8 protein-coding genes are annotated in these 14,127 nt (G+C 52.2%); 4 read left to right on the top strand and 4 right to left on the bottom strand.

Annotated elements, in window-relative coordinates:
- Positions 1-42 precede the first annotated feature (42 nt).
- Positions 43-2,460 carry a DNA topoisomerase (ATP-hydrolyzing) subunit B gene (gene gyrB / locus AB4876_RS04005; protein WP_368380355.1) on the top strand — a complete coding sequence of 806 codons (2,418 nt, stop codon included), beginning with the start codon at positions 43-45 and terminating at the stop codon, positions 2,458-2,460.
- A 157-nt stretch (positions 2,461-2,617) separates the two neighbouring features.
- On the opposite strand, the gene AB4876_RS04000 is transcribed toward gyrB, so the two are convergent.
- The 3 genes from AB4876_RS04000 to glyQ all read right to left on the bottom strand — a co-directional run bounded on the left by AB4876_RS04000 (position 2,618) and on the right by glyQ (position 6,467).
- Positions 2,618-3,352, bottom strand: coding sequence for a lysophospholipid acyltransferase family protein (locus AB4876_RS04000; RefSeq protein ID WP_368380354.1), 735 nt, complete (start codon positions 3,350-3,352; stop codon positions 2,618-2,620).
- Positions 3,353-3,441: 89 nt separating this feature from the next.
- Positions 3,442-5,526 (bottom strand): glycine--tRNA ligase subunit beta, encoded by a 2,085-nt coding sequence (gene glyS / locus AB4876_RS03995; protein WP_368380353.1) that lies wholly within the window; start codon positions 5,524-5,526, stop codon positions 3,442-3,444.
- A complete protein-coding gene (gene glyQ / locus AB4876_RS03990) occupies positions 5,526-6,467 on the bottom strand; it encodes a glycine--tRNA ligase subunit alpha (RefSeq protein ID WP_368380352.1) in 942 nt (313 codons plus the stop codon). The genes glyS and glyQ overlap by 1 nt, the downstream gene beginning before the upstream one ends.
- Before the next feature lie 136 nt (positions 6,468-6,603).
- Between glyQ and djlA the strand changes: the two genes are divergently transcribed.
- Entirely contained in the window at positions 6,604-7,398 is a 795-nt protein-coding gene (gene djlA / locus AB4876_RS03985; protein WP_368380351.1) for a co-chaperone DjlA, read from the top strand.
- Between the two features lie 85 nt (positions 7,399-7,483).
- On the opposite strand, the gene AB4876_RS03980 is transcribed toward djlA, so the two are convergent.
- Positions 7,484-7,771 (bottom strand): YebG family protein, encoded by a 288-nt coding sequence (locus AB4876_RS03980; protein ID WP_368380350.1) that lies wholly within the window; start codon positions 7,769-7,771, stop codon positions 7,484-7,486.
- A gap of 252 nt (positions 7,772-8,023) precedes the next feature.
- On the opposite strand from AB4876_RS03980, the gene AB4876_RS03975 reads away from it, so the two are divergent.
- Together AB4876_RS03975 and AB4876_RS03970 are read left to right on the top strand one after the other, a co-directional pair.
- A complete protein-coding gene (locus AB4876_RS03975) occupies positions 8,024-10,720 on the top strand; it encodes a PD-(D/E)XK nuclease family protein (RefSeq protein ID WP_368380349.1) in 2,697 nt (898 codons plus the stop codon).
- Positions 10,717-14,076 carry a UvrD-helicase domain-containing protein gene (locus tag AB4876_RS03970; protein WP_368380348.1) on the top strand — a complete coding sequence of 1,120 codons (3,360 nt, stop codon included), beginning with the start codon at positions 10,717-10,719 and terminating at the stop codon, positions 14,074-14,076. Before AB4876_RS03975 ends, AB4876_RS03970 begins: the two co-directional genes overlap by 4 nt.
- Positions 14,077-14,127: the final 51 nt, after the last annotated feature.

Here is a 14,127-nt window from a genome sequence, read left to right as displayed (position 1 = left end):
CAATAACTCGTTGCCTGACCGCAGGCGCAAGAGGTTTTATAAATGACAGAGAACAAAGCTTACGATTCTTCGAGTATCAAAGTGCTTAAAGGCTTGGATGCGGTACGGAAACGTCCCGGTATGTATATAGGTGATACCGACGATGGATCAGGCTTGCACCATATGGTGTTTGAAGTTGTTGATAACTCTATAGATGAGGCGCTGGCTGGTCATTGTAGTAAGATCCAGATAGTTATTCATGCAGATGAATCGGTGTCTGTGTCTGATGACGGCCGTGGAATACCTACCGAAATGCATGACGAAGGCGTCACCGCGGCTGAAGTTATCATGACGGTTCTTCATGCTGGCGGTAAATTCGACGACAATACTTACAAGGTGTCAGGTGGTCTACATGGTGTAGGGGTATCCGTCGTTAACGCTCTATCTGAAGAGCTGATGCTAACGATTCGCCGTGGCGGAAAAGTCCATGAGCAGCTGTATAAGCATGGTGTTCCCCAAGAACCATTGAAAATCATCGGTGATACAGAAAGATCCGGTACCGAAATACGCTTTAAGCCCTCTGCCGCTACCTTCACTAATATTGAATTCCACTTTGATATTTTGGCAAAGCGCATCAGAGAGCTGGCCTTTCTTAACTCTGGAATAAAAATAGAGTTACTTGATGAACGTGACGGCAAGAATGAAAACTTTTGCTACGAAGGCGGTTTAAGCGCATTTGTTGAGTACCTTAATACCAATAAGACGCCGGTCAATAAGGTTTTCCACTTCACTACCGAGCAAGATGGCGTGGTGGTGGAAGTTGCCCTACAGTGGAATGATGGATTCCAAGAAAACCTGTATTGCTTTACTAATAATATCCCTCAGCGTGACGGCGGCACCCATTTAGCGGGCTTCCGCGCTGGTCTTACCCGAAACCTGAATACTTATATTGAGCGCGAGGGCTTAGCTAAAAAAGCTAAAGTTGCGACAACCGGTGATGACGCTCGTGAAGGCCTCACCGCGGTAGTGTCAGTAAAAGTGCCAGACCCAAAATTCTCGTCGCAGACCAAAGATAAGCTGGTATCCAGTGAAGTAAAAACCATTGTCGAGCAAGCGATGACCGCTAAATTTGGTGATTTCCTTATGGAAAGCCCCAATGAGGCCAAGCAGATTGTTCAGAAAATGATGGATGCTGCTCGCGCTCGCGAGGCTGCTCGCAAAGCCCGTGAAATGACCCGCCGTAAGGGCGCATTAGATATTGCTGGCTTGCCGGGTAAATTAGCGGATTGTCAAGAAAAAGACCCTGCCCTCTCCGAACTTTACCTAGTCGAGGGTGATTCGGCAGGTGGCTCGGCAAAGCAGGGGCGCGATCGTCGGACCCAAGCAATTTTACCTTTGAAAGGTAAAATTCTGAACGTTGAAAAAGCGCGCTTCGATAAAATGATCTCCTCTGTGGAAGTGGGCACGATTGTTACTGCACTTGGCTGCGGTATTGGTAAAGATGAGTTTAATCTTGAAAAGCTGCGCTATCACAGCATTATTATCATGACGGATGCTGACGTCGATGGTTCGCATATACGAACCTTGTTGCTAACCTTTTTCTTCCGCCAAATGCCGTCTCTCATTGAAAATGGCCACATCTTCATAGCCCAGCCGCCACTCTTTAAAATTGGCCGTGGCAAGCAACACCAATACCTAAAAGATGAGCCAGCGTTTGCTAATTACTTAACTCAAAATGCACTCGAGGGTGCTGCGCTTTATGTGAACCCTGAAGCCGCGCCAATAAACGGTGCGGGCTTGGAAGATTTGATAACGCAGTATCGAAAAATAGATGGAATTATTAAGCGTTTATCACGCTTATACCCTGCAAGTGTTTTACGTGAACTCACTTATCTTCCAAGACTGGCGGTGGAAGACTTGGCCGATCGCGCTATTGTGGCTAAGTGGTGTGAGGCACTGGCGGAAGTCACTGTTGAGCTAGAGCTTAAGGATCAACAACACCGCTACGATGTTCGTATTGTAGAAGATCCAGAGCTGCATATTTTCTTGCCGGGCATCGATATTATTTCTCACGGCGTGAGTGATCACTATCTGTTTGGTCGCGACTTCTTCAAGTCAGCGGATTACCAGGCGATATTGGGCCTCGGTGAAAATATTAATGGCTTACTCGAAGATGGAGCCTATATACAGCGGGGAGAAAAACGCTTAGAGGTCACTGAGTTTGATGAGGTGATCACTTGGCTGATGGCGCAGGCGGAACGCGGTCTTAATGTACAGCGCTATAAAGGGCTGGGCGAAATGAACCCCGAGCAACTCTGGGAAACTACAATGGATCCTGAGGCGCGGCGCATGTTGCGAGTGACGATTGAGGATGCCGTAGCGGCAGATCAGATCTTTACTACCCTGATGGGAGACCATGTCGAGCCTCGTCGTGAGTTCATCGAGACTAATGCCCTAAAAGTCGCAAACCTCGACATTTAATACCTGTTACTACTGACCCTATACAATATTTTGCATAGGGTCAGGTTTCCTAATTATTAATCGCTCCCCTGCTTTCTCTGTTCTTTAGCTAGGCTAGCCACAGTTTTCCACTGTGATTTTTGTGAGTGAGTATTCACTTAATCTTTTGCGCCTGTTTTTAGGCGGCTTGATGGATTGCCGCGCACTGATCTTCTATCCAGTTTTCCACTTCAAGGGTCAATTCCTTACTTTCACGACCAGTGGTATCGATGGCTTCGCCAATAATTAGCGTGACGGTTCCGGGCCGAATTAATAGGCTTTTCGCTGGCCAGATAAGACCCCCATTGTGCGCTATTGGTAGTACAGGCACACCGGCCGCGATGGCTAGACTAGCGCCACTGCGTGCGTAGCGACCACGAACACCTGGCTCGGTGCGGGTGCCTTCGGGGAAAATCAAAAGGCTGTAATTATTGCGTAGGCGAATTAAACCCTGCTCAGTGATTTGGCGCATTGCAGCGCGGGGGTTGCTGCGGTCGATGCCAATGGCATTCATTACCTGCAGCGCCCAACCAAAAAAAGGTATTTTCAGCAGCTCACGCTTAACGACGGTCGCCACAGGGAAGAGATACCACTGTAAATAAAAAGTCTCCCACTGGCTCTGGTGTTTAGCCATGGCGACATAAACTTGTTGTTTGGGGAGCTCGCCACGTATTTCAGTTTTCACGCCGCAGAGAAGCCGCAACATGAATATGATCGCGGCATTTCCCAAAACGAAGTAGCGGCCACGAATATGGAAAGGTAAAAACCAAGTGAACAATAAACCGCTAACGCTGATAAAAATGGTAATCAGCGCATAGCTTGTAAAAAACAGGGCCGAGCGAAACGCCAAAATACTTTTTGCCAAAAACGTCATTGAAAAATCCTGTCCGTGAATTTTACCTACAAGCTGGTCATACCAATGTTGGCTATTGCGCTGAAACATTAGCGCAATAGCCGAGCAGGCTACTTCGCGCTTACCAGTTGGGATATATCAGCAACCTCAAGGAACAAGCCTTGCAGCTGCTTGAGCAAGGCCTGCCGATTACTACGCAAGGCCAGGTCGTCGGCGTTTACCATTACCGTATCAAAGAAGCCATCGACCGCAGCCTGAAGCCCGGCCAGTGATTTTAAGCCCTCTTCATAGCGAGCTGCAGCAAATAACGGCGCAACAATAACTTGTTGTTCATTTAGCTGCTTGGCTAAGGTTTGTTCCGCGGCCTCAACTAGAAGATTAGTATCGATTTGGTCCGCAATACCGCCATCCACTTTAGCGAGAATATTAGTTACCCGCTTATTGGCTGCAGCGAGTGCTGCGGCCTCGGGCAATTGGCAGAAGGCCTGCACGGCATTAACCCTGTGCTCGATATCCAGCGGCGCACTAAGCTGTTTGGCGCTGACCGCCATAAAAACTTCAGCAGCGATGCCATTGTCTTCATAGCCCGCTTTTAAGCGCTCTAAAATATAATTTAGAACGGTGTCGGCTAAGTCGGCGGCAACCTTAATGCCATTGTGCTGGCTAATCGCTAATTCTATTAGCTGGCGTAAATCTAGGGGATGTTGGTTTTCAATAATAAGACGTAGCACGCCAAGCGAGGCGCGGCGCAACGCAAAGGGGTCTTTGGAACCGCTCGGGATTTGACCAATAGCGAAAATACCGCAAATGGTATCAAGGCGGTCTGCTAGGGCGACGATGGTGCCTGTGGCCGTTTGGGGTAATACATCGCCGGCAAAGCGCGGCATATACTGCTCATTCATTGCCAGTGCAACGTCAGCAGCTTCGCCATCGTTCTGGGCGTAGTAGTAGCCCGCAATACCCTGCATATCATCAAATTCAAGCACCATTTCGGTGACGAGATCGCTCTTGCTGAGTTTCGCAGCGCGCACGGCGCTTGCCGCATCGGCGGCGATTAGCTGCGCAATTTCGGCGCTGAGTGCTGCCACCCTCTCGGTCTTATCGTAGATGGTGCCAAGCTTGGCTTGGAAGACAATACTGCGCAGGCGCTCGCGGCGACTTTCTAAACTGGTTTTGCAGTCGGTTTCAAAGAAAAATGCAGCGTCGCTGAGACGTGGTCGTATAACCCGCTCATTGCCATCAATAACCTTCTGCGGCTCACGACTTACAATATTGGCCACGGTAATGAAGTTCGGCATAAGCTTGCCGTTAGCATCTCTTACGTGGAAATATTTTTGATGCTCTTTCATTGACGAGATCAAGGCTTCGGGCGGTACTTTCAAAAAGCGTTGCTCAAAGCTGCCCGCTAAAGCCACTGGCCACTCGACCAGCGAGGTAACTTCATCTAATAGATCGTCATCAATGATCGCCGTGCCACCTAGGCCGTTACCCAAGTCACTCACTTGCTGACGAATAAGCTGCTGACGTTTATCGTAGTCTGCAATTATCTTTCCCTGCTCCTGCAAGATTGTCTCGTAGGCGCTGGCCGACGTGATATTTAAGCTTTCATTGCAGTGGAAGCGATGGCCGCGACTAATACGGTCGGCGCGCAAATCAAAAACCGTTTCGGCAATTGCCTCTTCGCCGTAAACAATACACAGCCAGTGGATTGGTCGCACAAACTCGGCGCGGGATGCGCCCCATCGCATACGCTTGGCGATTGGCAAACTCGCTAATGCCTTGTTAATTAAATCGCCAAATACATCAACGCTATTGGCGCCGCTAACAAGGCTGCGATAGCAAAGTTTGTCCTGTTTGCCGTCATTGGCTATGTGGTTTTGCAAGTCATCAGTATTGAGTTGATTCTTTTTGGCAAAGGCCATTGCGGCATTGGTCGGCTTGCCATCGGCATCGAAGGCTACTTTTGCCGGCGGCCCCCAAACTTCTATTTCACGATCGGGTGCGCGCTCTGTTAAGTCACTAATCAGTACAGCTAAGCGGCGTGGCGTGGCAAAACTTTTAAGGCCTGTAAAGCTCAGCTCCATCGCGCCAAGTTGCTTGGCGATACTGTCGCTAAACGCCGCAGATAAAGTTTTTAAGGCCTTGGGTGGCAGCTCTTCGGTGCCAATTTCGATTAATAAATCACGGGTGCTCATTACTTGTTCTCCTCGGCGGCAGCGATAACTTCGTCGCGCAGATGTGCTGGGGCCAATGGGAAGCCAAGTTTTAAACGGGCGTCAAAATAGGCTTGCGCTACTGCTCGCGCCAAGCTCCGTACCCGCAGAATGAAACGCTGACGCTCGGTGACAGAAATTGCATGGCGAGCGTCGAGGAGATTAAACGCGTGAGAAGCCTTCATTACCATCTCGTAGGCTGGCAGTGGCAGGCCCTTGCCAATCAGGCGCTCGCTCTCGGCTTCACAGTGATCAAACTGCGCAAATAATTGCGTAACGTCCGCTTCTTCAAAATTGAAGTGCGACATTTCAACTTCATTTTGGTGAAACACATCACCGTAGGTGACATCGCCGGCGGGACCTCTGGTCCAAACCAAATCGTAAATACTGTCTACGCCCTGCAAGTACATCGCTATGCGTTCAAGCCCGTAGGTGATCTCGCCACTAACGGGGTAGCACTCTAAGCCGCCAACTTGTTGGAAATAGGTAAACTGGGTCACTTCCATCCCGTTTAGCCATACTTCCCAACCCAAGCCCCAGGCGCCGAGGGTTGGCGATTCCCAGTTATCCTCAACAAAGCGGATGTCGTGAACCTCGGGGTCAATACCCAGCATTTTCAGTGAGTCTAAATACAGCTCCTGAATATTGGCGGGCGAAGGTTTCATAATCACTTGAAACTGATAGTAATGCTGCAGGCGGTTGGGGTTGGTGCCGTAGCGACCGTCGGTAGGACGACGGCAGGGCTGAACGTAGGCGGCGTTCCATGTTTCCGGACCGATTGCCCGCAAAAAAGTGGCTGGATGAAAAGTACCGGCCCCTACTTCCATGTCGAGTGGTTGTAACAGCACACAGCCACGCTCGGCCCAGTATTGTTGCAATGCCAAGATTAGCCCCTGAAAGGTGCTGACGTCTGCCTTGCTCACGGCGTTCCCCATAGAATAAATAAAGAGGGGAATTATACAGAGTTGCGAGGCTGTGGGCTAAGGCTAAGGATGATTCTGGCCGCCGACCATCACGACTTGCTATGATCGGCCCTCAGATTTGAAAGGATTATTGGCAATGGCAAAATTTATCGGCGCATTTTTGGGTTATTTGATGGGCGGCCCCCTTTTTGCGCTATTGGGCTTTGGCGTCGGTATGATGTTCGATCGCGGCCTAAAGCAGGCGATGGGCTTTAATTACGGGGCTCAACGCGAGCGTATTCAGGGTATTGTATTTGAAACTGTATTTCGGGTTATGGGTCATGTCGCCAAGGCTGATGGCCGTGTGTGTGAATCCGAGGTGGCGCAGGCCGAAGCGATTATTGCCCAGTTTGGTTTAGTTGGGGCGCGGCGCGAGGAAGCGATTAGCCGCTTTAAAGAAGGCATCGCCGACAGTTTTGAATTAGAACCGCAGATTTCAGACTTTATGCTGGTCGCTAAATCCCAGCCGCTGCTGCGCCAAATGCTTTTAGAGGCATTGCTGACCATGGCCCTTGCAGATGGCGACGTCGATGCGGCCGAGCGCGATATCTTGCTAAAAGTGGCGGGTTATATCGGGATTTCAGCGCGGGACTTTCAGCGCTTACTCGATATGGCGATGGCCCAGCGACAGTTTCATGGTCGCGGTGCCGGCGGGCAGCAATCGAGCGCCAGTCGTGGCAATGAGTTAAAGGCGGCCTATCAGGCGATTGGGGTAACAGAGGCGGCGACTGACGCGGAATTAAAGCGCGCTTATCGTAAATTAATGAGCCAACATCATCCCGACAAGTTGATTGCCAAAGGTGTGCCCGAAGACATGCTTAAATTGGCAACCGAAAAAGCCCAGGAAATACAGGCGGCCTATGAGTTGATTAAAAACAGCCGGAAAAAATAGCCCGCAGTGGTGCAGCTTAACCAGCCAGCACCGCCACGGTTTAGCGCTCAATGCTTAATGTAAGCAATGAGCGTGGGAGTGGTTATTACGCTTGAGCGCTTAGCGGGCTAACATTGCTTGGACTGGCATCGCCGTTTATTTCTTCCAGCGCCTCTACCCTGCCTTTACAAGCTTGCATCACCGCTTCTTTGTTTTTGGCTAGGAAAATACCAAATTCCTCAGCCCGGGCTTCGTCGACACTGGGAATGTGTTGCAGTAACAAAGCACTAAAACCTTCTGCCAGTTCCAGCATTTTGTCATAGGCGTCAGCGTCTTTTTTGTTATCAAACATAGTATTGTCCCTGTCACACATCCACTTCGCTACTACCGCCATACTCCACCTCGTTTACTTGTTGAACGGTATTTATCGGTTGCTGTGTACTGTATATAAATACAGCTTAATGCGCAAGTCGATACACATGACCGGCCCATAGTTAGCATATTCTTAATTCGTAGCACTAACTTGACCTTTTGGCCCCACGCTAGAAGGATTAATGAGGAACCTGCCAGAGCGAATACGCTAAAGTCACTCAGGTTTTCGCTGGGCGAGTGCGTTATCATTAGCGGCTAAAATTAAGGCTCGCTAATGAGAAGGGACGCGCATTTGGAACAGCTCAACATAGCGGAATTACTGACCTTTGCTGGTCGCAGTGTGGTGCTGATGCCCAGCGACGCCAGCGCTCGCCAATGCCGTGAGCGCATCGCCCAGCTGCGGGGCAGTCACGATCAGGCATTTATCGAAACCATTACGGTGATGCCCTTGGATCAGTGGTTTGCCGAGTTATGGGATGCCAGTTTTCCGGCTAAGCAAGTGCTGCGCCCTATTCAACTGCTGGCCTTGGCCAGAGATATTATTGAATCCAGCGATTACTTTCCAGACAACTGCCTGAATAGCATGGCGATTGCCCGCCAGTTTGTAGACGCTTTTCAGCTCCACGCTCAGTACCGCCTGAGCGGCGACCGCGAATATTATTTATTTTCCCAAGAGTACCAAGCTTTTCACCATTGGCAGCAAGATTTGCAGGCAAAGCTAGACGAACAACAGGCCTTGAGTGCCCAGCAATTGCCGGCGGCCTTATTGCCCATGTTAGCTGGGGGCTGCCTAGACCTGCCCGATCAATTAATTTTGAGCACGGAGTTAAGTCTGAGTCCTGCGCCACGGCATTTTATTGAGCAGTGCGCTGAAGTACTGTCGATTAAACAACTGACAATCGACGGCTTTAGCGCCACCCCGCTTTTTCAATCTGCTGCGCAATTAGAGCAAGAGTGCGAAGCGCTCACCGCGTGGTTGGGAGATTACCTGAGCGCAGAGGGCGAACACAGCAAGAAATTGCTCGCGGTATTGGTGCCAGATATAAATCAATACCAGCCGGTATTGCAGGCGGTATTGCAACGTCAGCTTTATCCCAGCGGCCTGTTTCCGGCGGCAAACACTCAGACCCGTGAACCTTGGCTGTTTGATGGCAGCGAAACACTCTTGTCTTACCCGCTGATTAAATCAGCGTGGGATTTGATCTCACTCGCTTCTAAGGCATTGCCACTAGAGCAATTTAGCCGCGTGCTGCGCTCGCGTTTTGTGCGCGGTTGGCCAGCGGCGCGCAGCGTGCGGGCGCGGCTAGATTTGCGTTGGCGAGATCGCCTCGGCCCAGAGACCACCCTCAAAAGCGCGCTGGCCTTGGCAAAAAAGATCGAGCAAGACGAGCCGCAGGTCAGTGATTTTCTTCACCATTTAGCCGCCCAGCTCAAGACTATGCCGAGCGCGCAATTGCCCTCGGAGTGGGTGCGATTTTTTGACCAGTTGCTGCTCAGTGCGGGCTGGCCCAATGCCGATGATGACGACCCCGTGGTGGAACAATGCCGCCGAGGTTTTAGTCAGGCCATGGATGTGTTTCGCGCCCTCGACCGACAACTGGGGCCGGTGAGCCACGACAGCGCCCTGTCTTGGCTGCAACATATTCTCAGTACCAAACGCTTTTCAGTCAGTCGCGACTGGGCTTGCCCTGTGCGAATTATGCAATACGACGATGCTCTCGGCCTGCGCTTTGACGCAGTGTGGATTATGGGTCTTGATGACGGCGCCCTGCCGCGCCGGGTTGAACCCTCGCCATTTTTGCCACTGGAATTACAGCAGCGAGCGGGGCTAGAAGACAGCGATCCCAGCCTGTGTTTGCAGCGCGACCGCGCCTTGCTCAATAGTTTATTAGCCTCGGCGCCGCTGGTAAAAATTAGCCACTGCCGCGAGAGCGAAGTCGGCAGTCCCCAAGGCCTCTGTTCACTGCTGCCTCAGTGGCAGGACGACGAGCAGCGAGAGATTGGCAATCGCTACCAAGCCAGCGGCCAAGTGCTTACACCTGCCAGCGATGATGTGCGGGCGATTGATCCTGCCCAGCGCGACAGTATTCGCGGCGGCACCGGCCTGTTCAAGGAATACGCCAGCAGTCCGTTTTTCGCGTTTTTAAAATACCGCTTAAATCTGCGGGAGTTCCCCCAGCCCGCCGAAGGTTTAGATCATCGGGTACAGGGCATTTTGGTTCACGACACCATGCAGCATGTTTGGGAGCGTTTAAGAAACAAGGCGGCTCTCGATGCTCTAAATAGCGTGCAGCTAGAGGCCGCCGTGCGCAGCTGCTGTGAACAGGCATTAGCAGGCCCAGAGTTTAGCGTCGCCCGCTTTGGCGAATCCTTATTAAATATTGAAAAAGAGCGCGTGATTCGCTTGGTGTGCAGCTGGTTAGAAGAAAAAGAAAAACAGCGCCTGCAATATTTTGAAGTGATCGCGGTTGAGCAATTAATTGAAACCAAATTAGCGGGTATCCCCCTGCGCCTGCGCATGGATCGCATTGATAATGTTGGCGGCAAGCATCTGGTGATCGACTATAAAACCGGCAGTATTAATGGCCGCTCACTTAATGTCGATAGCCTGACCGAACCCCAGTTACCGATTTATGCCTTGGTGCAGTCGGGAGATGAAACTAAGGACTCACTGCATATCGACGGTGTCATGCTCGCCCAGCTTAAAAGCCCAGAGGACTTAGCCATTCATATGCGCAGTAATTGGGCCAATAGCGTGATTGCAAAACGCCCAGACAAAGACAATGACGTAGACAGCCCCGATAAATGGCAGGCGGAACTCGATGCGTGGTCAACCGCACTGCAAGGCATGGCCGAAGGCATTTTGGCTGGCAATATCCAGCATGATTACAGCCAGAATTACGGCCGCAGTTTTAGTCAATTTTTACTGCCCCTGCTGCGCGATACCGTCGAACAGGAGGATGCCGAATGAGCAATTTTCCGCGTCCGCCGGACCAAGATCAGCGCGAGCTTGCCGTTGACCCCAGCCACTCAGTATTGGTACGCGCTCCTGCTGGCTCCGGTAAAACCGGCGTGTTGCTGCTGCGCTATTTGCGCTGCCTGCTCACCGTCGACCAGCCAGAAAAAGTGGTCGCCATCACCTTTACGAATAAAGCGGCAGGTGAAATTAAAGAGCGGGTTATCCACGCCCTGCAAGCCGGCGCCAAGTCCCAGAGCGGTGATAGTAGCGAGCCGCCTAGCTCAGGCTTTGAAGAAGATATTCAGGATGCCGTGAATCAGGTGTTGGCCCACGACGCTGCCCAACATTGGTCCCTGCTAGAGAACAGCGCCCGCCTGCGTATAACAACCTTCGATAGTTTTTGCGGCAGCTTGGTGCGCCGCCTGCCCTTGCTGTCGGGTTTGGGCGCCGCCGCGCCGCTTAGCGATGCTGACGCCCTTTATCGGGAGGCGATACTCAGCCTGTTTAGGCAAATGGACGCGGCCAATTGCCCGCCCGCCTTGGCCGAGGCCCTGCAGAGTTTATTGGCCTATGGCAGCAACCGTATAGAAACCCTATTGCCCTTGCTTGCCGCGCTGCTGTCTAAGCGCGATCAGTGGCTAAAGGACGTGCTCAGTGGCGATATAGATGCCATGGAGCAGGCGCTTGCCGAGGAAGTAGCCAGTCAGTTTGAACCCGCTTGGGAAGCGTTGCAGGCCTTAAACATCGATCAATTAATTCGCGGTTTTATCGAATCTTCTGGCAGTAATGAAGCCCATGCCTGGGCGGCAGATCTGCGCTCAGCTGACGATTTGGGCTTGGATGATTTTGAGATAATTCAAACCTTGGCGAGCACCATGCTCAGCGGCAAGGGTGAGTTGTATAAGCCGCGCTCTTTGAACTACGCCGGACTCAAAGCTGGTCAGCCAGGCACCAGCGAGGCCAAGGCCTGGTTGAAAAACCTCGAAGACACCGATCAGTTTGCGCAGGTATCCGAACGCCTCGCCTGCATCGCCAATTTGCCGCCACCGTATTTCCCTGATAGCAGCCGTGAACTGGTTGGTCATTTCCGTCTTGCCCTTGCCTATTTACTGGCGCATTTACGGCTCAGCTTTGAGCGCAAGGGCGGTGTCGATTTTGCCGAAATCGCCCAGCGCGCGATTATTGCGTTAAGCAGCGAAGGCGCTATTGAACACGGCGAAGCCATTGGCGATGCGCTATTAGTAGAAGATCGTGTTCGCCACATTTTGGTGGACGAGATGCAAGACACCTCGGTGAGCCAAATCGAATTACTTGAGGCCCTATGTCAGGGCTGGGAAGAACGCGACGGCCGCAGTGTGTTTTTCTGTGGCGATTTACAGCAATCTATCTACGCATTTCGGGGCAGTTTGGTGAGTTTGTTTGACGAACTTATGCAGCGTGGTAGCTTTGCCGGAAAAACCCTTGTGCCTTTGCAGCTTAAGGCCAATTTCCGCTCCTCACCCGATTTGGTTAACTGGGTGAACGACGCCTTTAAAATTTTGTTTACCGACCGTGGCCGTCATTACGAAGCGGCCCTGCCCCAGCGTAGCAATGCAGGCTTGGTGAAAATTCATCCCCAGGTGTTGGCCAAGGGCGTGGATGGCAAGGCAGGTGCAGCACTGGCAGAGGCCAAGCAGATCGCTGATTATCTTGTCGCTTTACAGGCTCGGGATGCCGAGGTCGGCAAGGCGTCGTCGGTGGCGATTCTGGTTCGCAGTCGCAGCCATTTAAAACAGATTATTCCGGCGCTCAAAGCGGCGGATTTGGGTTTTTCTGGTCAAGACATCGACAGTCTTGGCACCACGCCCGCGGTAATGGATTTTATGGCCCTGCTGCGGGCGCTGTGGCACGAGGCCGACGATGTGGCGTGGGCCAGCGTGTTGCGCGCGCCCTTTGTGGGTTTGAGCTGGGACGACGTGCTGCAATTGCGTGACGGCACTGGCCTACTCCGTGATGCCATTATGGACGAGGCCTTAGCCGCCCAGCTCAGTGAGGACGGCCAGCTCGCGGTGAACCGCTTGCGCAGCACCATGCAGTGGTTGGAGAGTTGCCCCGAAAGTCGCGACCTGCGCTGGGCGCTGCGCAGTGCGTGGCATTTACTGGGTGGCCCCGCCTGTATCGAAGCCCATCAGCAAAGTGATATCGATCGGGTGCTGCGGCTTTTAGACGACTACGCCCCTGCGGGTTTACTGGAAGATATTCAGGGGCTCGAGCGCGCTTTAGCGCGTTTATACGCCGCGCCGCCTAGCAACCACATCGAATTAATGACGGTTCATAAATCCAAGGGTCTGGAATTCGACGTAGTAATCCTGCCCGGTTTGGGATCCGCGGGCCGCAATGCCGACCGCGACCTATTGGCGTGGCAGCGCCTGCGGGGCCATATGATTTTCGCCCCCAAGCCCCAGCGCAATAATGGTGATAAGGCAGCAGACAAACTCTATAACTATATGAGCGAGAGCCAGCGCCGCGCCCTAGACGAGGAAATGGACAGGCTAATTTATGTGGCCTTGACCCGCGCCAAGCGTGAGCTACATTTGTTTGGGGTTTGCCAAATAAACAGTAAAGGCGATGTGGCGGCCAAATCCGGCAGCGTACTGGCGCGCTTGTGGCATAGCGTCGGTGATGCCTTTGAACGTGCCGACATTATTGAGCAAGACGACGTTGTAGCGCCAATGCGGGTGCCGCTGGCGCCGCGTTTGCGAGACTACCGTGTTGAGCTTCGCCCCGCGTGGCAGCCGCCAGAGCCGGTGGCGTCGCCCTTGCAACGCGCTCAGCGGCAAACCGAGAACGCGGTGTTGGAAGATAATATTGAAGACCGCGCAGTCGGTATTGTGTTTCATGAACTGATGGAGCGGCTTGGCCGCGGTGGCGATAGCGCGAGTTGGACGGCAGACGAAAGCCGTTTACGGCAGGGAGTTATTCAGCGTCTGCGCCATCACTGTCACCCGGAACCGGCGTTACAAGATAGCGTTGAGCGGGTGCTGAGTTTATTAAACAATACGCTCAGCTGCCCCAAGGGTCAGTGGATATTGGCGAGCTACCAATGGCAGGACAGCGAGCAGACCATTCGCCGTATGCTTGGTGGTCAGTGGCAGACCCTAATTTTAGACCGCGTTTTTATCGACGATGGGCGCTGCTGGATTGTGGATTATAAAACAGCCAGTAGCCGTGGCAGCGTCGACGCGTTTTTAGACGCGCAAGCGGAAAGATATAGTGCAAAAATGCGAATTTATGCACAAGCTTTACGGGCAACTGGGGTAGAATGCGCGATCGCGACGGCGCTGTATTTCCCTGCTCATCAGCGTTTGCTGGTATTGGAAGAAATTTAAGCGTTTGGGTAAGCCCGAAACAGGGCGTGGGTGTTTAATTGGCTATTTAGC

The organism is Zhongshania guokunii (assembly GCF_040892635.1).
GTDB lineage: Bacteria > Pseudomonadota > Gammaproteobacteria > Pseudomonadales > Spongiibacteraceae > Spongiibacter > Spongiibacter guokunii.
Note: the sequence above shows the minus strand (reverse complement) of the source record. Positions and strands in the feature narration are given on the sequence as shown.